This window comes from Pseudomonas sp. 21 (assembly GCF_000955805.1).
GTDB lineage: Bacteria > Pseudomonadota > Gammaproteobacteria > Pseudomonadales > Pseudomonadaceae > Pseudomonas.
On sequence record NZ_JYOA01000008.1, the window covers coordinates 367407 to 391353 of the forward strand.

Below are 23947 nucleotides of genomic sequence, written 5' to 3' on the forward strand. Positions count from 1 at the left end.
TTCTGGTGTCGCGCGAAGCGGCTTACGCCAGTGCGTCGATCGCGGCGTTGAAGGTCGCGCTCGGGCGCATGACCTGGCTGGTCAGCTCCGGGTTGGAACGGTAGTAGCCGCCAATTTCCGCCGGCTTGCCCTGGACGCCGTTCAGTTCGGCGACGATGGCCGCTTCCTTCTCGGTCAGGGTCTTGGCCAGGGTGGTGAAGTGAGCCTTCAGCTCGGCGTCGTCATTCTGCTCGGCCAGGGCCTGGGCCCAGTACATGGCCAGGTAGAAGTGGCTGCCGCGGTTGTCGATCTCACCGATCTTGCGCGACGGCGACTTGTTGTTGTCGAGCAGCTTGCCGGTGGCGATGTCCAGGGTCTTGCCCAGTACCTTGGCCTTGGCGTTGTCGGTCTTGATGCCTTCTTCCTCGAAGGAGACGGCCAGGGCCAGGAACTCGCCCAGGGAATCCCAGCGCAGGTAGTTCTCTTCCACCAGCTGCTGTACGTGTTTCGGAGCCGAGCCGCCGGCGCCGGTTTCGTACATGCCGCCACCCGCCATCAGCGGAACGATGGACAGCATCTTGGCCGAGGTGCCCAGTTCCATGATCGGGAACAGGTCGGTCAGGTAGTCGCGCAGGACGTTGCCGGTCACCGAGATGGTGTCCAGGCCGCGCAGCTGGCGCTCCATGCTGGTGCGGATGGCTTCGTTGTAGCCCTTGATGCTGATGTCCAGGCCGGTCAGGTCGTGGTCTTTCAGGTACAGCTCGACCTTCTTGCGCAGTTCGTTGTCGTGGGCGCGTTCCGGGTCCAGCCAGAAGATGGCCGGGGTGTTGGAGGCGCGGGCACGGGTAACGGCCAGCTTGACCCAGTCACGGATCGGGGCGTCCTTGGTCTGGCAGGCACGCCAGATGTCGCCAGCTTGTACTTCGTGCTGCATCAGGACCTTGCCGTCGGCGTCGACAACGCGCATCACGCCGTCCGCTTCCAGTTCGAAGGTCTTGTCGTGGGAGCCGTATTCCTCGGCCTTCTGCGCCATCAGGCCGACGTTCGGTACGCTGCCCATGGTGGTCGGGTCGAACGCGCCGTTGGTTTTGCAGAAGTTGATCATTTCCTGGTAGATGCGGGCGTAGGTGCTTTCCGGCATTACCGCTTTGGTGTCTTTCTGCTTGCCGTCCTTGCCCCACATCTGACCCGAGTTGCGGATCATGGCCGGCATCGAGGCGTCGACGATCACGTCGCTGGGGATGTGCAGGTTGGTGATGCCCTTGACCGAGTCGACCATCGCCATTTCCGGGCGGTGGCTGTACACCTCATGGATGTCGTGCAGGATTTCTTCCTGCTGCGAGGCCGGTAGCGACTTGATCTTGTCGTAGACGCTGGAGATGCCGTTGTTCGGGTTCACGCCCAGCTCTTCGAACAGCTGGCCGTACTTCTCGAACACGTCCTTGTAGTAGACGGTGACGGCGTGGCCGAAGACGATCGGGTGGGAGATCTTCATCATGGTGGCCTTGACGTGCAGGGACCACATGACGCCGGTTTCCTTGCAGTCCTGCAGGGTCTTCTCGAAGAAGGCGCGCAGTTTGCTGCAGCTCATGAACATGCTGTCGAGGACTTCGCCGTCCTGCATCTTCAGGGTCTTCTTGGTCTCGACCTTGCCGTCCTTGCCGACGAACTCGATGCGGACTTCACCGGCTTTCGGAATGGTGACCGACTGTTCGCTGGAGAAGAAGTCGCCGCCACGCATGTAGTCGGCGTGGGAGCGCGAAGCCATGCTCCACTTGCCCATGCTGTGCGGGTGCTTGCGGGCGTAGGCTTTTACGGCGGCCGGGGCGCGGCGGTCGGAGTTGCCTTCGCGCAGGACCGGGTTCACGGCGCTGCCCAGGACCTTGGCGTAGCGGGCGCGGGTTTCTTTCTCTGCGTCGGTCTGCGGGTCTTCCGGGAAGTCCGGAACGGCATAGCCCAGCTTCTGCAGCTCGGCGATGGCGCCCTTGAGCTGCGGTACCGAAGCGGAGATGTTCGGCAGCTTGATGATGTTGGCTTTTGCGTCGGTGGCCAGTTGGGCCAGGTAGGCGAGATCGTCTTCGATCGCCTTGTCGCCGAGCTTGTCAGCGAAGGAGGCCAGGATACGGCCCGAAAGAGAGATGTCGCGGGTCTCGACGTCGATGCCGGCGGAAGCGGCAAAGGCTTTTACGATAGGAAGAAGCGAATAGGTGGCAAGGGCGGGTGCTTCGTCGGTGAAGGTGTAGGTGATCTTCGAGCGGATGGACATCTCGTTCTAACTCTCTTCTTTGCTGGGCGCGCACAGAGTCTCGAATCGCGTTGGTACACGCTTGCGGTCAGCGAAGTGGTTGACCGACCTTCGAGATTTGCCGCGGGGATATTGGGGCGCCAGTAGAGCGTTGTACGGCGGGATCCTGGTGAGGACGTGCGCCGCTGCGAGGAGAGAGTCTGGTCCCAGACTGCTCGGACCTCGATGACCATTAAGTCATGCCGGCCAGTATACCACCCTAAAGGCAGGGTGAAGCGTGTCCCTTTTTTAGACTAAGGAATGATGTAGTTCGATTACCGACTTGTGAGCTACCCTCAGTGGCTGCAAGAGGGTTTCAATCAAAAAGCGGAGTTCAGCATGGGATACCAAAAGATCCAGGTGCCGGCCGGTGACAAAATCACCGTCAACGCCGATATGTCCTTGAATGTACCGAAGAACCCGATCATCCCCTTCATCGAGGGCGATGGCATTGGCGTCGATATCAGTCCGGTCATGATCAAGGTCGTCGACGCTGCCGTCGAGAAAGCCTACAAGGGCGACCGCAAGATCGCGTGGATGGAAGTCTACGCAGGCGAGAAGGCCACCCAGGTCTACGACCAGGACACCTGGCTGCCCCAGGAAACCCTGGATGCCGTCCGTGACTACGTCGTGTCGATCAAGGGCCCTCTGACCACGCCGGTGGGCGGCGGCATTCGCTCCCTGAACGTGGCCCTGCGTCAGCAGCTCGACCTTTATGTCTGCCTGCGCCCGGTGCGCTGGTTCGAAGGTGTGCCGAGCCCGGTGAAGAAGCCCGGCGACGTCGACATGGTGATCTTCCGCGAGAACTCCGAAGACATCTATGCCGGTGTCGAGTGGAAGGCTGGCACTCCCGAGGCTCAGAAGGTCATCAAGTTCCTCACCGAGGAAATGGGCGTCAAGAAAATCCGCTTCACCGACAACTGCGGCATCGGCATCAAGCCGGTTTCCCAGGAAGGCACCAAGCGCCTGGTGCGCAAGGCCCTGCAGTACGCCGTGGACAATGACCGTGACTCGGTCACCATTGTCCACAAGGGCAACATCATGAAATTCACCGAGGGCGCCTTCAAGGACTGGGGCTATGAGCTCGCCCGCGACGAGTTCGGTGCGCAGTTGCTCGACGGCGGGCCGTGGATGCAGTTCAAGAACCCGGCTACCGGCAAGAATATCGTGGTGAAGGACGTGATCGCCGACGCCATGCTGCAGCAGATCCTGCTGCGTCCGGCCGAGTACGACGTGATCGCCACGCTCAACCTGAACGGCGACTACCTGTCCGACGCCCTGGCGGCGGAAGTGGGGGGCATCGGTATCGCGCCGGGTGCCAACCTGTCTGATTCGGTGGCCATGTTCGAGGCAACCCACGGTACTGCGCCCAAGTACGCCGGCCTGGACAAGGTCAATCCGGGCTCGGTGATCCTCTCCGCCGAGATGATGCTGCGCCACATGGGCTGGCCTGAAGCGGCCGACCTGATCATCGACGGCGTGAACGGCGCCATCGCCGCGAAGACCGTAACCTATGACTTCGAGCGACTGATGGACGGTGCCAGGCTGCTGTCGTGCTCCGAGTTCGGTGACGCGATCATTGCGAAGATGTAACCGGGTGATGCTTCGCCCATGAAAAAGGCCGGCTTGCTGCCGGCCTTTTTCGTTTCGTCTGATCCTTGACGAATCAGGCTTCCGCCGTGAGGTTCTCTACCTCGCTGCTCGGGGCAGTCTGCGCGGATGGGGTGGATGCATTGGCGTTGACGGGCTGGATGTTCACCGCGTGCAACCCCTTCGGACCTTGCAGGATCTCGAAACTGACGGGTTGGCCGGCCTTGAGAGTCTTGTAGCCATCCATCTGGATTGCCGAGTAATGAGCAAACAGGTCCTCATCTCGGCCATCAGCCAGGATGAAACCGTAGCCCTTGGCGTTGTTGAACCACTTGACCTTACCGCTAAGCATGCTGATATCCCTCTGCAAAGGACTCCATCGCTGGAGTATCATCCACTACTATTCCGCTATGCCTTTTTCTGAAGACTGGCGTCCGGAACTCCTGATACCCTCCGGGGGGTATCCTTTGGTTGTAACACCCTTTTGCCGTTAGTCAAGGCGGCGTCGTCTGGGCCTGAGAGGCGATTCAAACTCCGGCCGGCCCACTCATTCACCCACTCGCAAAGCTTTTATTCCAGCATGCATGCAAGTAGCCAGATTCGACTAACATTCAATCAGGACCGCCCGGATCCATTGGAAGACGACGGGACGGGGCTGGCGGTTGAAGAAGCCAAACCTGCCCTGAAGGTGCCGTCCATGTATCGGGTCATCATGTTCAACGATGATTACACCCCGATGGATTTCGTGGTTGAGGTGCTCGAGCTGTACTTCAACATGAACCGCGAGCAGGCAACCAAGGTCATGTTGACTGTGCATACCCAGGGCAAGGCGCACTGCGGGACCTTTACCCGCGATGTCGCGGAAACCAAAGCCATGCAGGTCAATCAATATGCGAGGGAGAGCCAACATCCACTGTTGTGCGAAATTGAGATAGAAGGTTGATGCGGATGTTTGGGAGCGAGGTGAAGTCATGTTGAATCGAGAGCTCGAAGTCACCCTCAATCTCGCCTTCAAGGAGGCGCGGGCGAAGCGGCATGAGTTCATGACCGTTGAGCACTTGCTGTTGGCGCTTCTTGATAATGAGGCTGCCGCGACGGTTCTGAAGGCGTGCGGTGCGAATCTGGACAAGCTGCGGCGAGACCTGCAGGAATTCATCGATTCCACCACGCCGCTGATCCCCCAGCACGACGAGGATCGCGAAACCCAGCCGACCCTGGGCTTCCAGCGTGTCCTGCAGCGTGCCGTATTCCACGTGCAGAGTTCCGGCAAGCGTGAAGTCACTGGCGCCAACGTGCTGGTCGCCATCTTCAGCGAACAGGAAAGCCAGGCGGTGTTCCTGCTCAAGCAGCAGAGCGTCGCGCGGATCGACGTGGTCAACTACATCGCCCATGGCATCTCCAAGGTGCCGGGCCATGCCGAGCATCAGGACAGCGAACAGGAAATGCAGGACGAGGAGGGCGGTGAGTCTTCCACGTCCAGCCATCCGCTGGATGCCTATGCCAGCAACCTGAACGACCTGGCGCGCCAGGGGCGCATTGACCCGCTGGTCGGTCGTGAGTTGGAAGTCGAGCGCGTTGCGCAAATCCTGGCTCGTCGCCGCAAGAACAACCCGCTGCTGGTGGGAGAGGCTGGTGTCGGCAAGACCGCCATCGCCGAAGGCCTGGCCAAGCGCATCGTCGACGGCCAGGTGCCGGACCTGCTGTCCGACAGCGTCGTCTACTCCCTGGACCTGGGCGCGCTGCTGGCGGGCACCAAGTACCGCGGTGACTTCGAGAAGCGCTTCAAGGCGCTGCTCAACGAACTGCGCAAGCGCCCGCATGCGGTGCTGTTCATCGACGAAATCCACACCATCATCGGTGCGGGCGCGGCATCGGGCGGGGTGATGGATGCGTCCAACCTGCTGAAACCGCTGCTGTCGTCCGGTGAGATCCGCTGCATCGGTTCGACCACCTTCCAGGAATTCCGCGGTATCTTCGAGAAGGACCGTGCGCTGGCGCGTCGCTTCCAGAAGGTCGATGTCACCGAGCCGTCCGTCGAGGACACCTTCGGCATCCTGAAAGGCCTGAAGCCGCGCTTCGAGCAGCACCACCACATCGAGTACAGCGATGAGGCGCTGCGTGCCGCTGCCGAGTTGGCTGCCCGCTACATCAATGACCGGCACATGCCGGACAAGGCTATCGACGTGATCGACGAAGCTGGTGCCTACCAGCGCCTGCAGCCTGAAGAGAAGCGCGTGAAGCGCATCGAAGTGCCGCAGGTCGAGGATATCGTCGCGAAGATTGCGCGGATTCCGCCCAAGCACGTGTCCAGCTCCGACAAGGAGCTGCTGCGCAATCTCGAGCGTGACCTGAAGCTGACCGTGTTCGGCCAGGCCGCGGCCATCGAGTCGCTGTCGACTGCCATCAAGCTGTCACGCGCCGGCCTCAAATCGCCTGACAAACCCGTCGGTTCCTTCCTTTTCTCCGGTCCGACCGGGGTGGGCAAGACCGAGGTGGCTCGTCAGCTGGCCAAGGCATTGGGTGTAGAGCTGGTGCGCTTCGACATGTCCGAGTACATGGAGCGGCATACCGTGTCCCGCCTGATCGGCGCGCCTCCGGGCTACGTCGGTTTCGATCAGGGCGGCCTGCTCACCGAGGCGATCACCAAGACGCCGCACTGCGTGCTGCTGCTGGATGAAATCGAGAAGGCGCACCCGGAAGTCTTCAACCTGCTGCTGCAGGTGATGGATCACGGCACCCTGACCGACAACAACGGGCGCAAGGCGGACTTCCGCAACGTCATCCTGATCATGACCACCAACGCTGGCGCGGAAACCGCGGCGCGGGCCTCTATCGGCTTCACGCAGCAGGACCACTCCACCGATGCCATGGAAGTGATCAAGAAGAGCTTCACGCCGGAGTTCCGCAACCGCCTGGATACCATCATCCAGTTCGGTCGCCTGAGTCACGAGACCATCAAGAGCATCGTCGACAAGTTCCTCACCGAGCTGCAGGCGCAGCTGGAGGACAAGCACGTGCAGATCGAAGTCAGTGATGCCGCACGCGTCTGGCTGGCGGACAAGGGCTACGACCCGCAGATGGGCGCTCGCCCGATGGCGCGGCTTATCCAGGACAAGATCAAGCGGCCATTGGCCGAGGAGATCCTGTTCGGCGAGCTGGCCGAGCACGGTGGCGTGGCCCATGTGGACCTGAAGGATGGCGAGCTGGCCTTCGAGTTCGAGGTGACCGCTGCAGAACCGGCCTGACGATGCTCAGGTTTGAAAAGTAAGGCCCAAACAAAAACGCCCGGCAATGCCGGGCGTTTTTCTGTGTGCCGGTTTGTACCGGCACCTACCGTCTATCAGCGAGCGCGGTAGGTGATGCGACCCTTGGAGAGGTCGTAGGGCGTCAGTTCAACGCGAACTTTGTCGCCGGTCAGGATGCGGATGTAATTCTTGCGCATCTTCCCGGAGATGTGCGCGGTAACGACGTGCCCGTTTTCCAACTCCACGCGGAACATGGTGTTGGGCAGGGTGTCGACGACAGTGCCTTCCATTTCGAAGCTGTCTTCTTTCGACATGCAGTAGAACCCTCGGTATCTAAGATTGCCTGAAGTGTTTCAGGCCATTAAAAAAGGCACATAGTGTGCCTGAAATCGCCCCACAACGCCAATGGGTGTTTTCGGGTCAGTTCAATGCGACCCAGCGCTGATTCACGAAAAGTTCGATCGGTCGGTACTGGGTCTTGTAGTTCATCTTGCGGCAGTTCTTGATCCAGTACCCGAGATAGACGGCGTACAGGCCCAGTCGCTCGGTCTCGCCGACCTGCCAGAGGATGGCGAAGCGTCCCAGGCTGCGGCGTTCTTCGTCCGGGTCGTAGAAGGTGTAGACGGCGGAAAGACCGTTGGGCAGCACGTCGGTCACGGCGACGGCGAGCAGGCGGCCTTGCAGGCGGAACTCGAAGAAACAGCTGAATGGCAGGTCGCGCACCAGGAAGGTGGCGAACTGGTCGCGGCTGGGTGGATACATGTCCCCGTCGGCATGGCGCTGCTCGATGTAGCGCATGTAGAGGGCGTAGTACTCCTCGGTGAAGGCGGGGCGCTTGCGGATGACTTCCAGGTCGGTATTGCGCTTGATGATGCGCTTCTGCTGGCGGCTGGGCTGGAATCCGGCCGCGGGAATGCGCGCGGGGATGCAGGCGGTGCAATGCTGGCAGTGAGGCCGGTAGAGGTGCTCGCCGCTACGCCGGAAGCCAACCTCTGACAGCGAGGCGTACAACTGCGCATCCATGGGCTGGCTGGGATCGAGGAACAGGGTGGTGGCCTGCTCCTCGGGCAGATAGCTGCATGGATGCGGTTGTGTGGCGTAAAACTTCAGGCGGGCGAGCTCGGTCATCTTCAACCCCTGCGAGGTCCCTCAGGCAAGTTTAAGACAGGCTGAGCGGGTCCGCCTGCGAAGTCCAGTCCTGCGACGGCGTTTCGTCGAGATGACGGCGCAGGTGGCTGGCGAATTCGCGGCGGGAAATGGCGCGGGCGCCGAAACTGTGCAGATGCTGGGTCGGCATCTGGCAATCGATCATCACGAATCCGACAGCTTTCAGGCGCTGCACCAGGGCGACGAAGGCGACCTTGGAGGCATTGTCGGCGCGGCTGAACATGGATTCGCCGAAGAACAGCCGGCCGATGGCCAGCCCGTAAAGTCCGCCGACCAGGTCATTGCCGTGCCAGGCTTCCGCCGAGTGGGCGACACCCAGGCGGTGCAGCTCACAATAGGCGTCCTGCATCGGCGTGGTGATCCAGGTGCCGTCCGCATAATCGCGCGGGCCGGCGCAACCGTGGATGACCTGCTCGAAGGCCCGGTCGATGGTGACCTGGTACTGCTGCTGGCGGATGAACTTGGCGAGGCTGCGGGAGACGTGCAGTTCTTCGGGAAACAGAACGGTGCGCGGGTCCGGTGACCACCAGAGAATTGGCTGGCCGTCCTGGTACCAGGGGAAGCAGCCGTGGCGGTAGGCCTGGATCAGTCGCTGAGGGTTGAGGTCTCCGCCGGCCGCAAGCAGGCCGTTGGGCTCGTGCAGGGCCTTGTCGAGGGGCGGAAAGTCGAAATTGCTGCGCGAAAGCCACTTGAGCATAGGGAGGAGGGGAGGGCGAGCCTCCCCTTGCGCCGATCAGTTATCGTCGAGGAACTTTTCGGCGTCCAGCGCGGCCATGCAGCCGGCGCCGGCGGAGGTGATCGCCTGGCGATAGACGTGATCGGCCACGTCGCCGGCAGCGAACACGCCGTCGATGCTGGTCAGGGTCGCGTTGCCTTCGGCGCCGCCCTGGATCTTCAGGTAGCCGTCATGCATTTCCAGCTGGCCCTTGAACAGGTCGGTGTTGGGCTTGTGGCCGATGGCGATGAATACGCCGGACAGGTCCAGCTGGCGGGTTTCGCCGCTTTCGGCATCTTTCAGGCGAACGCCGATCACACCCATGTTGTCGCCCAGGACTTCGTCCAGGGTGGTGTTCCAGTGCAGGCGCACGTTGCCGTTCCTGGCTTTCTCGAACAGCTTGTCCTGCAGGATCTTCTCCGAGCGCAGCTTGTCGCGGCGGTGGATCAGGTGGACTTCCTTGGCAATGTTGGACAGGTACAGCGCCTCTTCCACGGCGGTGTTGCCGCCGCCGACCACGCAGACGACCTGGTTGCGGTAGAAGAAGCCGTCACAGGTAGCGCAGGCGGATACGCCCTTGCCCATGAAGGCCTCTTCCGAGGACATGCCCAGGTACTGTGCCGAGGCGCCGGTGGCGATGATCAGTGCGTCGCAGGTGTAGGTGCCGCTGTCGCCCCGGAGGGTGAAGGGCTTCTGCTGCAACTCGGCGGTGTGGATGTGGTCGTAGACGATCTCGGTCTCGAAACGCTTGGCGTGCTGCTCCATGCGCTGCATCAGGGCCGGTCCGGTCAGACCCTCGACGTCGCCGGGCCAGTTGTCGACCTCGGTGGTGGTGGTGAGCTGGCCGCCGGGCTGGATGCCAGTGATGACAACAGGCTTGAGGTTGGCGCGCGCGGCATACACGGCCGCGGTGTAGCCCGCGGGGCCGGAGCCCAGGATGATCAGGCGCGAATGCTTGACTTCACTCATAAAAAGACTCCATAAGCCTTTGTCACGTAAGAGAATGCGTGCTCCAATTGAGCAGCCGAAAAGCGGTGTTGGGCTATGCTACACCGAACCCCGGAAAGCCGGCAAAAGCGCAATCGGACACGCCCGGGTTCGCTGGCATCGGCCGGCCAAAGCCGTACAATAGGCCCGTTTCGCGGCCCAACGACTCTCGGACGCGCGTATAGCGCAGGAATAGAAGCGTTTTGAAGGACACCACAGCAAGCCATGCCGCCGCCTGGCGCCAGCAACTGCATTACCGTCTGAAGGAAGGGGCTCTGATCGCGCTGGGCGCGCTCTGCCTTTACCTCTGGATGGCGCTGCTCACCTACGATTCCTCCGATCCGGGCTGGAGCCACTCCAGTCACGTCGAGCAGGTGCAGAACGCGGCCGGCCGCCTGGGTGCGCTGAGCGCTGACATCCTGTTCATGGTGCTGGGCTATTTCGCCTACCTGTTCCCGCTGCTGCTGGCGGTGAAGACCTACCAGGTCTTCCGCAAGCGCCACATGCCCTGGGAGTGGAGTGGCTGGCTGTTCTCCTGGCGGCTGATTGGCCTGGTGTTCCTGGTCCTGTCCGGCTCCGCGCTGGCTTACATCCATTTCCATACCAGCGGTGCCCACATGCCGGCCACTGCCGGTGGCGCCCTGGGTGAGAGCCTGGGCCAGCTGGGCATCAATGCGCTGAACGTGCAGGGCAGCACGCTGCTGTTCCTGGCGCTGTTCCTGTTCGGCATGACGGTGTTCGCCGACCTGTCCTGGTTCAAGGTGATGGACGTCACCGGCAAGATCACCCTCGATCTGTTCGAGCTGATCCATAACGCCACCAACCGCTGGTGGAGTGCCCGCAGCGAGCACAAGCAGCTCGTCGCGCAATTGCGTGAAGTCGACGAACGCGTGGCCGAGGTCGCTGCGCCCATCGTTGCCGACCGCCGCGAGCAGGCCAAGGTCAAGGAGCGCCTGATCGAGCGCGAGGAAGCGCTGGTCAAGAGCGTGCAGGAGCGTGAGAAGCGCGTGGCGCCGAAGATCGACGTCCCGCCGCCGCCCACCAAGCCGGCCGAGCCGAGCAAGCGCGTGCTGAAAGAGAAGCAGGCGCCACTGTTCGTCGATACCGCCGTGGAAGGGACGCTGCCGCCGCTGTCGATCCTCGACCCGGCCTCGGAAAAGAAGCAGAGCTATTCGCCCGAATCCCTGGAGGCCATGTCGCGCCTGCTGGAGATCAAGCTCAAGGAATTCGGCGTCGAGGTCATCGTCGAGTCCGTGCATCCGGGCCCGGTGATTACCCGTTTCGAAATCCAGCCGGCCGCCGGCGTGAAGGTCAGCCGTATCTCCAACCTGGCCAAGGACCTGGCGCGTTCGCTGGCGGTGATCAGCGTGCGCGTGGTGGAAGTCATCCCCGGCAAGACCACCGTGGGCATCGAGATTCCCAACGAAGACCGGCAGATGGTGCGTTTCTCCGAAGTCTTGATGACCCCGGAGTACGACGAGCACAAGTCCACCGTGCCGCTGGCCCTGGGCCATGATATCGGCGGTCATCCGATCATCACCGACCTGGCGAAGATGCCGCACCTGCTGGTGGCCGGTACTACCGGCTCCGGTAAGTCGGTGGGCGTGAACGCCATGCTGTTGTCGATCCTGTTCAAGTCCACGCCGGAAGAGGCGCGCCTGATCATGATCGACCCGAAGATGCTGGAACTGTCGATCTACGAAGGCATTCCGCACCTGCTCTGCCCGGTCGTCACCGACATGAAGGAGGCCGCCAACGCACTGCGCTGGAGCGTCGCCGAGATGGAGCGCCGCTACAAGCTGATGGCGGCCATGGGCGTGCGTAACCTGGCCGGCTTCAACCGCAAGGTGAAGGACGCGGAGGAGGCCGGCACCCCGCTGACCGACCCGCTGTACCGCCGCGAGAGCATGGAAGACGAGGCGCCGCTGCTGCAGACCCTGCCGACCATTGTGGTGGTGGTCGACGAATTCGCCGACATGATGATGATCGTCGGCAAGAAGGTGGAAGAGCTGATCGCCCGTATCGCCCAGAAGGCGCGTGCGGCGGGCATCCACCTGATCCTGGCGACCCAGCGTCCGTCGGTCGACGTGATCACCGGCCTGATCAAGGCGAACATCCCCACCCGTATCGCTTTCCAGGTTTCCAGCAAGATCGACTCGCGTACCATCCTCGATCAGGGTGGCGCCGAGCAACTGCTGGGCCACGGCGACATGCTCTACCTGCCGCCGGGCACCGGCCTGCCGATTCGTGTCCATGGCGCCTTCGTTTCCGACGACGAAGTGCACCGCGTCGTTGAGGCGTGGAAGCTGCGTGGCGCGCCGAACTACATCGAGGACATCCTCGCTGGCGCCGATGAAGGCGGTGGCGGCTCGTTCGAAGGTGGCGGCGGTGGCGAGGGCAGCGAGGGCAGCGAGGACGATCCGCTCTATGACGAAGCTGTGCGCTTCGTGACCGAAAGCCGCCGGGCTTCGATCTCCGCCGTGCAGCGCAAGCTGAAGATCGGCTATAACCGCGCCGCGCGGATGATCGAGGCAATGGAGATGGCCGGCGTGGTCACTCCGATGAATACCAATGGCTCGCGCGAAGTCATCGCGCCGGCCCCGATCCGTGATTGATTCGACTTCGAGGGTTTCGATGCGTCTGATCCGCCTGTTGTTCGTTGCTGCGCTGGCTGTTGCCGGCGTCCAGGCCCATGCCGACGAGGCCGCTGCGCAGCGCCTGAGCGGGATGCTCACCAAGGCCCAGACAATGACCGCGCGCTTTTCCCAGCTGACCCTGGATGGCAGCGGCACTCGCCTGCAGGAAACCGCCGGTACCCTGGGCCTGAAACGCCCGGGCCTGTTCCGCTGGCATACCGATGCGCCGAACGAGCAGTTGCTGATCTCCAATGGCGAGAAAATCTGGCTGTACGACCCGGACCTCGAGCAGGTGACCATCCAGAAGCTCGACCAGCGCCTGACCCAGACCCCCGCGCTGCTGCTCTCCGGCGACGTGTCGAAGATTGGCCAGAGCTTCGATATCACCGCGAAGGATGGCGGCAACGTGGTCGACTTCACCCTCAAGCCCAAGTCCAAGGACACCCTGTTCGACAGCCTGCGTATTTCCTTCCGCAGTGGTGTGGTGAACGACATGCAGCTGATCGACAGCGTTGGCCAGCGCACCAATATCCTGTTCTTCGACGTGAAGATGAACGAGGCGATGGACGCCAAGCAGTTCGTCTTCGAGGTGCCCAAGGGCGTCGACGTCATCCAGGAATGATCGGCGCCCGGCGCCGGCTTTAAGTAATAGGTAAGACCTTGGATCTGTTCCGCTCCGCCCCCGTTTCCCAGCCCCTGGCCGCGCGTCTGCGCGCGACCAGCCTGGACGAGTACGTCGGCCAGGAGCATCTGCTCGCCCGCGGCAAGCCGCTGCGCGAGGCGCTGGAGCAGGGCGCGCTGCACTCGATGATCTTCTGGGGCCCGCCAGGAGTGGGCAAGACCACGCTGGCGAAGCTGCTGGCGCAGGTCACCGACGCGCACTTCGAGACCATTTCGGCGGTGCTCTCGGGCGTGAAGGAAATCCGTCAGTCGGTGGAAGTGGCCAAGCAGCACGCCGCGCAGTACGGCCGCCGCACCATCCTCTTCGTCGACGAAGTGCACCGCTTCAACAAGAGTCAGCAGGATGCCTTCCTGCCTTATGTGGAAGACGGCACGCTGATCTTCATCGGCGCGACCACCGAGAACCCGTCCTTCGAGTTGAACAATGCGCTGCTCTCCCGCGCCCGCGTCTACGTGCTGAAAAGCCTGGACGAAGCGGCCCTGCGGCGGTTGGTAGAGCGCGCGTTGACCGAGGAAAAGGGCCTGGGCAAGCGCAACCTGAGCCTGCCCGACGACAGTTTCGCGATCCTCATGGCCGCCGCTGACGGCGATGGCCGGCGCCTGCTCAATCTGCTGGAGAACGCTTCCGACCTCGCCGAAGACAACAGCGAGATCAGTGCCGAGTTGCTGCAGAACCTGCTGGGCGACTCGCGCCGGCGCTTCGACAAGGGCGGCGAGGCCTTCTACGACCAGATCAGCGCGCTGCACAAGTCAGTGCGTGGCTCCAGCCCCGATGGCGCGCTGTACTGGTATTCGCGCATGCTCGATGGTGGCTGCGATCCGCTGTACATAGCCCGGCGCGTGGTGCGCATGGCCAGCGAGGATATCGGCAACGCCGATCCGCGCGCGCTGACCCTGTGCCTTCATGCCTGGGACGTGCAGGAACGCCTCGGCAGCCCGGAAGGCGAGCTGGCGATTGCGCAGGCTATCGTTTACCTGGCCTGTGCGCCGAAGAGCAATGCCGTCTACAACGCTTACAACACGGCGCGCCGTGACGTGGCGGAGAGCGGTTCGCTGGAGGTGCCGCTGCATTTGCGCAACGCACCGACCAAGCTGATGAAGAACCTGGGCTATGGCGACGAGTATCGCTATGCCCATGATGAGCCGGATGCCTATGCGGCCGGAGAAGACTACTTCCCCGAGTCCATGGAGCCGCGCCAGTATTACCAACCCGTGCCGCGCGGGCTCGAACTGAAGATCGGCGAAAAGCTGCGCCACCTGGCCAGCCTCGACAAGGCCAGTTCCCGCCGTCGCAGAAAATCCTGAAGTGGCGCCTGCGAGCGTCGCCTGACACTAGACACGAGAAGACACCATGCTCGATTCCAAACTGGTTCGTACCCAGCCGCAGGAAGTGGCGGAACGCCTGGCCACCCGTGGCTTCACCCTGGACGTGGCGCGCATCGAGGCGCTGGAGAGCCAGCGCAAGGCCGTGCAGACCCGCACCGAGACCCTGCAGGCCGAGCGCAATTCGCGCTCCAAGGCCATCGGCCTGGCCATGAAGAAGGGTGAAGATGTCGCGCCGCTGAAGGCCGAGGTCAACCGTATGGCCGAGGAGCTGGATGCTGGCAAGCGCGAACTGGATGTCATCCAGGCCGAACTGGACAACCTGCTGCTGAACATTCCGAACCTGCCGCACGAATCCGTTCCGGTCGGTGCCGATGAAGAAGAGAACGTCGAAGTTCGCCGCTGGGGCACCCCGCGCACCTTCGACTTCGAGATCAAGGACCACGTCGCCCTGGGCGAGCAGCACGGCTGGCTGGACTTCGAGACCGCCGCGCGCCTGTCCGGCGCCCGCTTCGCCCTGATGCGCGGCCCGATCGCCCGCCTGCACCGCGCACTGGCGCAGTTCATGCTCGACCTGCACACCCGCGAACACGGCTACGAAGAGGCCTATACCCCGTACCTGGTACAGGCTCCGGCGCTGCAGGGCACCGGCCAGCTGCCGAAGTTCGAAGAAGACCTGTTCAAGATCCAGCGTGAAGACGAAGCCGATCTGTACCTGATCCCGACTGCCGAAGTCTCGCTGACCAACATCGTGGCTGGCCAGATCCTCGACGCGAAGGAGCTGCCGCTGAAGTTCGTCGCCCACACCCCGTGCTTCCGCAGCGAAGCTGGCGCGTCGGGCCGTGATACCCGCGGCATGATCCGCCAACACCAGTTCGACAAGGTCGAGATGGTGCAGATCGTCGAGCCGTCCAAGTCCTGGGAAGCCCTGGAAAGCCTGGTCGGCAACGCCGAGAGGGTCCTCCAGGCGCTGGAGCTGCCGTACCGCGCCCTGGCGCTGTGCACCGGCGACATGGGCTTCGGCGCCGCCAAGACCTATGACCTGGAAGTCTGGGTGCCGAGCCAGGACAAGTACCGCGAGATTTCCTCCTGCTCCAACTGCGGCGACTTCCAGGCCCGCCGCATGCAGGCGCGCTACCGCAACCCAGAAACCGGCAAGCCGGAGCTGGTCCACACCCTCAACGGCTCGGGCCTGGCCGTTGGCCGTACCCTGGTCGCCGTGCTGGAAAACTACCAGCAGGCCGACGGCTCGATTCGCGTGCCGGAAGTGCTCAAGCCGTACATGGCGGGCATCGAGGTCATCGGCTGAGATGGACTTCCTGCCGCTGTTCCACATCCTGCGCGGACGTCGCGCCCTACTGGTCGGCGGCGGTGATGTCGCACTGCGCAAGGCGCGCCTGCTGAGCGATGCCGGCGCAGTGCTGCGAGTCGTGGCTCCGGAAGTGCATTCGGAGCTGCGTGAGCTGGTCGAGGAGGGCGCGGGCGAATTGCTCCTGCGCCCCTACGCCCAGGGCGACCTGCAGGACTGCGTGCTGGTCATCGCCGCCACCGACGATGAGCCGCTCAACGCCCAGGTGTCCCGCGACGCCAACGAGCGCGGCGTGCCGGTCAATGTGGTGGATGCGCCGGCGTTGTGCAGCGTGATTTTCCCGGCCATCGTCGATCGCTCACCGCTGGTGGTGGCCGTGTCCAGCGGTGGTGACGCGCCAGTGCTGGCGCGGCTGCTGCGCGCCAAGCTGGAAACCTGGATCCCCGCGACCTACGGCCAGCTGGCCGGCCTGGCCAGCCGCTTCCGCGAGCGCGTGAAGCAACGCCTGCCGGACTTGCAGCAGCGCCGCAAGTTCTGGGAAGACGTGTTCCAGGGACCTGTCGCCGAGCGCATGCTCGCCGGCCAGCCGAACGAAGCCGAGCGCCTGCTGGCGGACAAGCTGGAAGCGCCACAGCCTGAATCCCGTGGCGAGGTCTATCTGGTCGGCGCCGGCCCCGGCGATCCGGACCTGCTGACCTTCCGCGCCCTGCGCCTGATGCAGCAGGCCGACGTGGTGCTCTACGACCGCCTCGTTGCGCCGGCCATCCTCGAACTGTGCCGCCGCGATGCGGACCGCCTGTATGTCGGCAAGCGCCGCGCGGACCACGCCGTGCCTCAGGATGAGATCAACCGCCAACTGGTCGAGCTGGCCCAGCAGGGCAAGCGCGTGCTGCGCCTGAAAGGCGGCGACCCGTTCATCTTCGGTCGCGGTGGCGAGGAAATCGACGAACTGGCGGCCAACGGCATTCCGTTCCAGGTGGTGCCGGGCATTACCGCAGCAAGCGGCTGCGCGGCTTATGCCGGTATTCCGCTGACGCACCGCGATTACGCGCAGTCCGTGCGCTTCGTGACCGGGCACTTGAAGGACGGTACCACCGACCTGCCCTGGGACGATTTGGTCGCTCCGGGCCAGACCCTGGTGTTCTACATGGGCCTGGTCGGCTTGCCGGTGATCTGCGAGCAACTGGTGCGCCACGGCCGCTCTGGCGACACGCCGGCCGCTCTTGTTCAACAGGGCACCACCGTGCATCAGCGCGTATTCACCGGCACCCTGGCGAACCTGCCGGAGCTGGTGGCCGAGCACGAAGTGCATGCGCCGACCCTGGTGATAGTCGGGGAAGTGGTGCAACTGCGAGAGAAGCTTGCCTGGTTCGAGGGGCAGCAGTGAGAGCCTCGCGCGTAGCGGTCCTGGGTGCTGTGTGCGCCCTAGGCTTCGCTGCGTTACCGGCATCCGCCGCCAGTTTCGATTGCAAGAAGGCCAGGCAGGCCGACGAGAAAGCCATCTGCGCGGATCGCCAGCTATCCGAGATGGATGTGCAGGTGGCGACGACCTACCGTTTATTGCGCGGCCTGTTCGCCATGGGCATGCGCGGCAACCTGGGCGACTCCCAGCTCGCCTGGCTGGAACAGCGCCGCGCCTGCGGCGCCAACAAGGCCTGCCTGAAGCAGCGTTACCAGGAGCGCCTGGACGCGCTGCAGAAGGTCTACGACGGCATCGAAAAGCCCATCTGACCTGCCTTTCCCCCTGTTGGAGCGAGCTTGCTCGCGAACAGCTTCCCCGCAGACTTGGGCGTCAAGCGATTCGCGAGCAAGCTCGCTCCTACAAATCTGGTGTTGCGCAGCTTTTGTAGGAGCGGATTCATCCGCGATGTTCGCAGCCGCTGATGAAGATCGCGGACGGAGCCCGCTCCTGCGGTGTCTCAGCCTCTACGGAAAATACCCTTGCCCGGCAGAAGTTCGCGTCCGTGCGGACTGGTGAAGTCCTGCTGCGGCCCCAGCGGCACGATGCCAGTCGGGTTGATGGTGCGGTGGCTGGCGTAGTAGTGGTTCTTGATGTGCTGGAAATCCACCGTTCCGGCAACACCTTCCAGTTGATACAGCTCGCGCAGCCAGCCGGACAGGTTCGGATAGTCCGCCAGGCGCCGCAGGTTGCACTTGAAGTGGCCGTGGTAGACCGCATCGAAGCGGATCAGCGTGGTGAACAGGTGCACATCGGCTTCGGTCAGGTATTCACCGGCCAGGTAGCGCTGCTTGCCCAGGCGCTCTTCCAGCCACTCCAACTCGTTGAACAGAGTCTTGAAGGCTTCTTCGTAGGCTTCCTGCGTCGTCGCGAAGCCTGCGCGGTACACGCCATTGTTCACGGCCGGATAGATGCGCTCGTTCAGCTCGTCAATCTGTGCGCGCAGCGGCTCCGGGCAGAGGTCCAGCGGGTTGCCGGTGATCTCGTCGAAGGCGCTGTTGAACATGCGGATGATCTCCGCCGATTCGTTGCTGACGATGCGTTGCTCGTGCTTGTCCCACAGTACCGGCACGGTCACCCGGCCAGTGTAGTGAACATCATCCTTGGTGTAGCGCTGGTGGAGGAAGTCCAGGCCGTCGAGCTTGTCGCCGGTGGAGCCGAGCGCCTTGTCGAAGGTCCAGCCGTTTTCCAGCATCAGCCAACTGACAACCGAAACGTCGATCAGCGATTCGAGACCCTTGAGCTGGCGGTATATCAGCGTGCGGTGGGCCCAGGGGCAGGCCAGGGAAACGTAGAGGTGATAGCGGCCGGCCTCGGCGCGGAAGCCGCCTTCGCCTGTGGGGCCGGGCTGGCCGTCGGCCGTGACCCAATGGCGGCGCTGCGCGTTTTCGCGCTGGAAGCGGCCGTCCTTGCTGGTGTCATACCACTGATCTTGCCAGCGGCCATCAATCAACTGTCCCATCTTGAGTGCTCCAGAAAGCGGGAAGATGGGACCAGTCTATCGGCTCTGGCTCGATTGTTTAGCGCAAAAACAGGATTCCAGCTATCGACTAAATCGATCTGTTTCGCTCAGTCCAGCGTTTATCGGCCTCTGCGGAGGCTTCGTCTCGCTGTAGCCCGAGCGCGCGCAAGGCCAGGGCCATGGTCGCGCGGACGGCCAGTTCGCCATAGACGTCCTCTGCGTCGCCGCGCCAGACCGCGGCCAGATGCTGCGGGTCGAGACTTTCCGGCTTGACGTGGCGCAGCGGTGAAAGCGCTGGCCATTCTTCGTCCCAGTCGCTGCCATTACGGCAGCCGTACAGGTGCGAAGCGGCGTCCGGGTTCACTTCGATCTCGCCGCCTTCGCCCTTGATGACGATGGCGTAGTCGCCCAGCAGGCGGCTGCCTTCGCGGTGCACGGCCTGGTAGCCGGGATGGAAGATGCTTTGCAGCACGCAGGTGGCGCCCAGTGGGTTGATCAGGCGCACCGAGGAATGAATGGGTGAGCGCAGGCCGAGGGTGTTGCGCAAGTCGATCATTCGCTGCAGTCGCGGCATCCAGTCCACCAGCGGGGCGAAGGCGACACCCTGAGTATCCAGTGCCTGGCTGACCGCGCTCCAGTCGCGGCACAGCGGCAGGCCCAGCAGCTCGAGCAATTGCTCGGTGTAGAGACGGCCCGCGGTGTGGGCGCCCGCGCCATGCAGAAGTATGCGGGTGCCGCTGCCGCCCAGGCATTTCGCCGCCAGCAGGTACCAGGGCAGATGACGTTTCTTGCCGGCGTAGCTCGGCCAGTCCAGGTCCACGGCGATCTTCGGCGTTTGCAGGCGCTCGCGGACGGCCTCGGTGAAGCCGGCCAGCTCTTCGGCGCTTTCCTCCTTGTGCCGCAGCAGCATCAGGAAGGCGCCCAGCTGCGCCTCTTCGACCTTGTCGTCGAGGATCAGGCCCAGCGCTTCGCGGGCTTCCTCACGGGTCAAGCCGCGCGCGCCGCGCTTGCCTTTGCCGAGGATGCGGACGAACTGGGCGAAGGGGTGTTCGGCGGGTGTCTGCAGGACGAGCGGGGCGGCGGTCATAGGCAATTGGTCGGCTTCGGCAGGCCGGCGAGCTTGGCGGCAAGCTTGGCCGGGGTGCCCTTGAACAGGAGGTTGAGGTGCAGGCTGCTGCCCTTTTCCGCGCCCAGCTTCTGGGCTACGTACTTGATCAGTGGGCGGTTGGCCGGCGAGAGCTGGAACTCGCCGTAGAACTCGCGCAGCAGCAGGAGGATTTCCCAGTGTTCGGGAGTCAGGTGGATCCCTTCGTTGTGCGCCAGGGCTTCGGCGGCGGCATCGCTCCAGTCGTTGAGATCGACGAGATAGCCGTCCTTGTCCAGCGGCAGGGAGTGGCCGTTGACCAGTAGGGTGCTCATAGCCAGGCATTCACCTTGTCGAAGCGGGTGCAGAGTTCGACAAAACCGGGGTAGTCCACGCGGTCGACTCGGGAGGCGATGGCGTCGAGCCCGCGCGCTTGCAGGTCTTCCTGCAGCGCAAACAGGGTGTTGCTCGCCGGCAGTTGCTCCAGCGCCTTTGCCGGCTGCGAGCCGGTACGGAGCGCGTATACCGCATCACCGGTCAGCATGATGCCGTCATCGGCGCCCAGCAGGCGCAGGCAGCTGTCGAGCCGACTGTCATTGAAGGGGGAGTGCGAGAGCAGGTGGAGGGTAGCCATCAGATCGTGATCACCTGGTCGTGGGTTTGCAGCAGGCCGCGAAGGGCGTTGTCATCCAGTACCTGCGTGGTCAGTGTGAGGTTGCTGGCGTCCAGGCCGCGCTCGGTCAGGCTGCGCGCGCTGGCATAGAGTTCCTCGACGCCAAAAAGCGGCAAAGCCTGCAGGTTGGCTTGCAGGTCTTTCTGCTCGATGCCGGCAGGATGCTGATCGGGTGCCAGCTGGAACACTCCGTCATCAAGGAAGAGCATCGAAATCGGCAGGTCGAACGCGCCGCCGGCCAAGGCGATGTCCAGCGCCTCGCGGGCAGCTGGGCCGGCCCAGGGTGCCTGGCGGCTGATGATCAGCAGGGACTTGGCCATCAGTTGCCTCCGAAGCAGACCAGGCGGTCCGCCAGTTGCGTTGCTTCATGCAGCTGGCCGAGGCCGGAAAGGTCCCAAGGTGCCTGCAGGTTGGCGGCAGGGCGGGAGTAGCGGCTGGCCTCCTCGCTATTGAGTACGCCGCGGCGCAGGGCTGCGGCGATGCAGACAACGCCGTCAAGCTGGTTGTCGGCAACGAAGCGCGTCCAGGCCGCCGCAACATCCAGTTCATCCTGGCTGGCCACGGTGTTGGCCGCGGCGCTGTGCACTCCGTCCTGATAGAAGAACAGCCGGGTGATTTCATGACCGCCGGCCAATGCAGCCTCGGCGAAGCGCAGGGCGCGCCGGGCGGCTGGCGAGTGCGGCGGGGAGAAGAGGGCGATGACGAACTTCATGGAGCAGGCCTTGGCGGCGAATTTTCGCAGGATGATACGGCGCTGCGCCTTTTTTTGCCGCGCCTGAAATGAAAAAAGCCCGTCGAAACGGGCTTTTTCCGTGGCGCTGTGTTGATCAGTCGTCGCTGCCCATGATGCCGAAGATCTGCAACAGGCTGATGAACAGGTTGTAGATCGACACGTACAGGCTGATGGTGGCCATGATGTAGTTGCGCTCGCCACCCTGGATGATCGCGCTGGTCTGGAACAGGATCATCGCCGAGGAGAACAGCACGAAGCCGGCGCTGATGGCCAGTTGCAGGCCGCTGATCTGGAAGAAGAACGAGACCAGTACGGCGCCCAGCAGCACGAAGAAGCCCGCGGTGATGAAGCCGGACAGGAAGCTCATGTCCTTGCGGGTGGTCAGTACGTAGGCGGACAGGCCGAAGAACACCAGGGCGGTCATGAAGAAGGCCGAGGAGATGATGCTCGCGCCGTTGGCCATGCCCAGGTACATGTTCAGGATCGGGCCGAGGGTGTAGCCCATGAAGCCGGTGAGGGCGAAGGTACTGACCAGGCCCCAGGCGCTGTTGCGCAGCTTCACGGTGAGGAAGAACAGGCCGTAGAAGCCCAGCAGCACCACGAAGAAGCTGGGGTAGGGCAGACGCATCTGCTGCGACGCGAAGGCCACCAGGCCGCTGAAGGCCAGGGTCAGGGCGAGCAGGCCATAGGTATTGCGCAGGACGCCGCTGACCTCTTTCTGCTCCACGGCTGTGGAGTCGAGATATTGCCGTTCTTGCATGTCGAGACACTCCTGTTAAGCGGGATACGGATCCATGACCGTAGTGGTGCTCATCATAACAGAGGGTAAAGCGCGCTGAATCATCAGAGTTTGACAGTGTGTTGCGATCCGGTAATATTGCCGCCCGCTCATGTGGAAGCGTGGCCGAGTGGTTTAAGGCAACGGTCTTGAAAACCGTCGACGGGCAACTGTCCTAGAGTTCGAATCTCTACGCTTCCGCCACTATTACAACGTTGAAAGCCCCGCTACGCGGGGCTTTCGCGTTTCTGGCGATGAATTGCCTTCCAGTTACGCATCGCGCTCATGGCAATGGCATTGCACAAGTTGAACAGCGTCAGAAAAGACAGTCATCCCGATAGATGATTCTGTAGGACGTTGATCCGCTCAGTTAAACTTCACGCACCACTCTCCGGAAAATCCTGAATGAACCAAGTCGAAGATCTCGAGCGGCAGATGCGCGAAGCGTTGGGCGTTGCTCCGAAGAAAGTGAAAACCACTCGGGAAGCCAGCAATCCCATGCGGGGCTATCTGATTGTTCTCAGTGTGCGCGCAGAGAGTGGGCCCGCCTTTCGCTTCGAGCATCGTTCGCGTTCTCTGAGTCGCACCGAGGCGATCCTGGAAGCGGAAAAGGCAGCGCGTACTGCAGGCTACAAGCCGTGGGCCCTGCTGGATGCCGTCGAAGCCTGAAGTTTATCGTCAAGGAGCAATCGGTGGCGGGGGCTTTGGTTGTCTGTGGCGTTCTGCTGGTTACCGGTATGGCGTGGCTGGCTTTACGCAAGGCGCGCCGCGCCGATGGCGTCAATCAGGCTGACAACTCCTACTACGGTTCGGCCGGCTCCTTTGGTGCAGTCGATAGCAGCGACGCACTCCGAGGGAGTGAGTACGCCAGCGATTGTGGCAGTGCCGATACTGATTCAGGCGGTGGATGTGGCTCAGGCAGCGGAGGTGGAGACTGAGCGCGCGGGGTCCATCGATCAGCTGCCACACGATTGTCGCCGAGACTTCCGGGCAGCGAATTCCCGGTACGGCCGTCCTAGACGGTGTGGCAGGCATCTGTCAGCATTTATCCCACCTGCGCTGCATTTCTCTGGCGCTTGCATTTTGGCGAACCGCTTCCAAGCTAGGTCGTAGAGCCGCTTTCTGTTAAGGTTCGGCAATTGTTCGTAGTCTCTTTATCGGGGCTCGCCATTCCATTCTGCTCAAGGGGTGCTGCGTGATTAAGGTGCTGGTGGTCGATGATCACGATCTGGTGCGCACCGGAATTACCCGCATGCTGGCTGATATCGACGGCCTGCAGGTCGTCGGGCAAGCCGACTCCGGCGAACGTGGGCTGCAATTGGCCCGCGAGCTCAAGCCTGACGTTGTGCTGATGGACGTGAAGATGCCCGGCATCGGCGGCCTGGAAGCCACCCGAAAACTGCTGCGCAGCCAGCCCGATGTGCGCGTCGTGGTGGTGACGGTGTGCGAAGAGGATCCGTTTCCGACTCGCCTGATGCAGGCGGGCGCCGCCGGTTATCTCACCAAGGGCGCTGCCCTGGACGAGATGGTCCAGGCAATTCGCCAGGTTTTCGCCGGTCAGCGCTATATCAGCCCGCAGATTGCCCAGAATCTTGCGCTGAAATCCTTCGAGCCGGAAAGAAACGCATCTCCGTTCGACACATTGTCCGAGCGCGAGATCCAGATCGCGCTGATGATTGCCAACTGCCACAAGGTGCAGAGCATCTCGGACAAGCTGTGCCTCTCGCCCAAGACCGTGAACACCTACCGCTACCGCATCTTCGAGAAGCTCTCGATCACCAGTGACGTCGAGCTGGCGCTGCTGGCTGTCCGGCACGGCATGGTCGACGCCAGCAACTGATC

24 protein-coding genes and 1 tRNA gene are annotated in these 23947 nt (G+C 62.9%); 12 read left to right on the plus strand and 13 right to left on the minus strand.

Annotated features, from left to right (window positions below):
* Nucleotides 1-22: 22 nt before the first annotated feature.
* A complete protein-coding gene (locus UB43_RS20870; protein WP_045214783.1) occupies nt 23-2245 on the minus strand; it encodes an NADP-dependent isocitrate dehydrogenase in 2223 nt (740 codons plus the stop codon).
* 357 nt (nt 2246-2602) lie between these two features.
* On the opposite strand from UB43_RS20870, the gene icd reads away from it, so the two are divergent.
* Nucleotides 2603-3856: an NADP-dependent isocitrate dehydrogenase gene (icd, locus tag UB43_RS20875; RefSeq protein WP_045214917.1), complete on the plus strand. Its 1254-nt coding sequence runs from the start codon at nt 2603-2605 to the stop codon at nt 3854-3856.
* A gap of 73 nt (nt 3857-3929) precedes the next feature.
* Here icd and cspD read toward each other — a convergent pair whose 3' ends face one another.
* Nucleotides 3930-4205 carry a cold shock domain-containing protein CspD gene (gene cspD / locus UB43_RS20880; protein ID WP_045214920.1) on the minus strand — a complete coding sequence of 92 codons (276 nt, stop codon included), beginning with the start codon at nt 4203-4205 and terminating at the stop codon, nt 3930-3932.
* Between the two features lie 228 nt (nt 4206-4433).
* On the opposite strand from cspD, the gene clpS reads away from it, so the two are divergent.
* Nucleotides 4434-4796 (plus strand): ATP-dependent Clp protease adapter ClpS, encoded by a 363-nt coding sequence (gene clpS / locus UB43_RS20885; RefSeq protein ID WP_045214785.1) that lies wholly within the window; start codon nt 4434-4436, stop codon nt 4794-4796.
* 28 nt (nt 4797-4824) lie between these two features.
* Nucleotides 4825-7098, plus strand: coding sequence for an ATP-dependent Clp protease ATP-binding subunit ClpA (gene clpA / locus UB43_RS20890; protein ID WP_045214788.1), 2274 nt, complete (start codon nt 4825-4827; stop codon nt 7096-7098).
* Between the two features lie 95 nt (nt 7099-7193).
* On the opposite strand, the gene infA is transcribed toward clpA, so the two are convergent.
* The 4 genes from infA to trxB form a co-directional block, all read right to left on the minus strand.
* The gene (gene infA, locus UB43_RS20895; RefSeq protein ID WP_002553999.1) at nt 7194-7412 is read right to left on the minus strand and encodes a translation initiation factor IF-1; all 219 of its coding nucleotides are present in this window, start codon (nt 7410-7412) and stop codon (nt 7194-7196) included.
* 106 nt (nt 7413-7518) lie between these two features.
* Nucleotides 7519-8226, minus strand: a complete 708-nt coding sequence (locus UB43_RS20900) for an arginyltransferase (RefSeq protein WP_045214791.1) — start codon at nt 8224-8226, stop codon at nt 7519-7521.
* 31 nt (nt 8227-8257) lie between these two features.
* Nucleotides 8258-8962: a leucyl/phenylalanyl-tRNA--protein transferase gene (gene aat, locus UB43_RS20905; RefSeq protein ID WP_045214794.1), complete on the minus strand. Its 705-nt coding sequence runs from the start codon at nt 8960-8962 to the stop codon at nt 8258-8260.
* Nucleotides 8963-8998: 36 nt separating this feature from the next.
* Entirely contained in the window at nt 8999-9949 is a 951-nt protein-coding gene (trxB, locus tag UB43_RS20910; protein WP_045214797.1) for a thioredoxin-disulfide reductase, read from the minus strand.
* Between the two features lie 221 nt (nt 9950-10170).
* On the opposite strand from trxB, the gene ftsK reads away from it, so the two are divergent.
* Genes ftsK through UB43_RS20940 form a run of 6 tightly spaced genes read left to right on the plus strand, consistent with a single transcriptional unit; the run spans nt 10171 to nt 17647 of the window.
* Nucleotides 10171-12582: a DNA translocase FtsK gene (ftsK, locus tag UB43_RS20915; protein ID WP_052969588.1), complete on the plus strand. Its 2412-nt coding sequence runs from the start codon at nt 10171-10173 to the stop codon at nt 12580-12582.
* 19 nt (nt 12583-12601) lie between these two features.
* A complete protein-coding gene (gene lolA, locus UB43_RS20920) occupies nt 12602-13225 on the plus strand; it encodes an outer membrane lipoprotein chaperone LolA (RefSeq protein ID WP_045214800.1) in 624 nt (207 codons plus the stop codon).
* A gap of 38 nt (nt 13226-13263) precedes the next feature.
* Nucleotides 13264-14589 carry a replication-associated recombination protein A gene (locus UB43_RS20925; protein WP_045214802.1) on the plus strand — a complete coding sequence of 442 codons (1326 nt, stop codon included), beginning with the start codon at nt 13264-13266 and terminating at the stop codon, nt 14587-14589.
* A 46-nt stretch (nt 14590-14635) separates the two neighbouring features.
* The gene (serS, locus tag UB43_RS20930; RefSeq protein WP_045214805.1) at nt 14636-15916 is read left to right on the plus strand and encodes a serine--tRNA ligase; all 1281 of its coding nucleotides are present in this window, start codon (nt 14636-14638) and stop codon (nt 15914-15916) included.
* Between the two features lies 1 nt (nt 15917).
* Nucleotides 15918-17303, plus strand: a complete 1386-nt coding sequence (cysG, locus tag UB43_RS20935; protein WP_045214808.1) for a siroheme synthase CysG — start codon at nt 15918-15920, stop codon at nt 17301-17303.
* A complete protein-coding gene (locus UB43_RS20940; protein ID WP_082085885.1) occupies nt 17300-17647 on the plus strand; it encodes a lysozyme inhibitor LprI family protein in 348 nt (115 codons plus the stop codon). The genes cysG and UB43_RS20940 overlap by 4 nt, the downstream gene beginning before the upstream one ends.
* A gap of 188 nt (nt 17648-17835) precedes the next feature.
* On the opposite strand, the gene UB43_RS20945 is transcribed toward UB43_RS20940, so the two are convergent.
* From UB43_RS20945 to UB43_RS20975, 7 genes are all read right to left on the minus strand, one after another.
* Nucleotides 17836-18837, minus strand: coding sequence for a glutathione S-transferase family protein (locus tag UB43_RS20945; protein ID WP_045214810.1), 1002 nt, complete (start codon nt 18835-18837; stop codon nt 17836-17838).
* 88 nt (nt 18838-18925) lie between these two features.
* Entirely contained in the window at nt 18926-19924 is a 999-nt protein-coding gene (locus UB43_RS20950; protein WP_045214813.1) for a glycosyl transferase family protein, read from the minus strand.
* On the minus strand, nt 19921-20256 hold the full coding sequence (locus UB43_RS20955) for a TusE/DsrC/DsvC family sulfur relay protein (protein WP_045214816.1): 336 nt from the start codon (nt 20254-20256) through the stop codon (nt 19921-19923). The genes UB43_RS20950 and UB43_RS20955 overlap by 4 nt, the downstream gene beginning before the upstream one ends.
* The gene (tusB, locus tag UB43_RS20960; protein WP_045214818.1) at nt 20253-20555 is read right to left on the minus strand and encodes a sulfurtransferase complex subunit TusB; all 303 of its coding nucleotides are present in this window, start codon (nt 20553-20555) and stop codon (nt 20253-20255) included. Before tusB ends, UB43_RS20955 begins: the two co-directional genes overlap by 4 nt.
* Nucleotides 20555-20914 (minus strand): sulfurtransferase complex subunit TusC, encoded by a 360-nt coding sequence (gene tusC, locus UB43_RS20965; RefSeq protein ID WP_045214821.1) that lies wholly within the window; start codon nt 20912-20914, stop codon nt 20555-20557. Before tusC ends, tusB begins: the two co-directional genes overlap by 1 nt.
* Nucleotides 20914-21306, minus strand: a complete 393-nt coding sequence (gene tusD, locus UB43_RS20970) for a sulfurtransferase complex subunit TusD (protein ID WP_045214824.1) — start codon at nt 21304-21306, stop codon at nt 20914-20916. Before tusD ends, tusC begins: the two co-directional genes overlap by 1 nt.
* Before the next feature lie 115 nt (nt 21307-21421).
* Nucleotides 21422-22087 carry a Bax inhibitor-1/YccA family protein gene (locus UB43_RS20975; protein WP_045214826.1) on the minus strand — a complete coding sequence of 222 codons (666 nt, stop codon included), beginning with the start codon at nt 22085-22087 and terminating at the stop codon, nt 21422-21424.
* Between the two features lie 134 nt (nt 22088-22221).
* Between UB43_RS20975 and UB43_RS20980 the strand changes: the two genes are divergently transcribed.
* From UB43_RS20980 to uvrY, 3 genes are all read left to right on the plus strand, one after another.
* Nucleotides 22222-22309, plus strand: a tRNA-Ser gene (locus UB43_RS20980).
* 201 nt (nt 22310-22510) lie between these two features.
* Nucleotides 22511-22774, plus strand: coding sequence for a hypothetical protein (locus tag UB43_RS20985; protein ID WP_256205199.1), 264 nt, complete (start codon nt 22511-22513; stop codon nt 22772-22774).
* Nucleotides 22775-23300: 526 nt separating this feature from the next.
* Nucleotides 23301-23945, plus strand: a complete 645-nt coding sequence (gene uvrY / locus UB43_RS20990) for a UvrY/SirA/GacA family response regulator transcription factor (RefSeq protein ID WP_017517075.1) — start codon at nt 23301-23303, stop codon at nt 23943-23945.
* Nucleotides 23946-23947 lie beyond the last annotated feature (2 nt).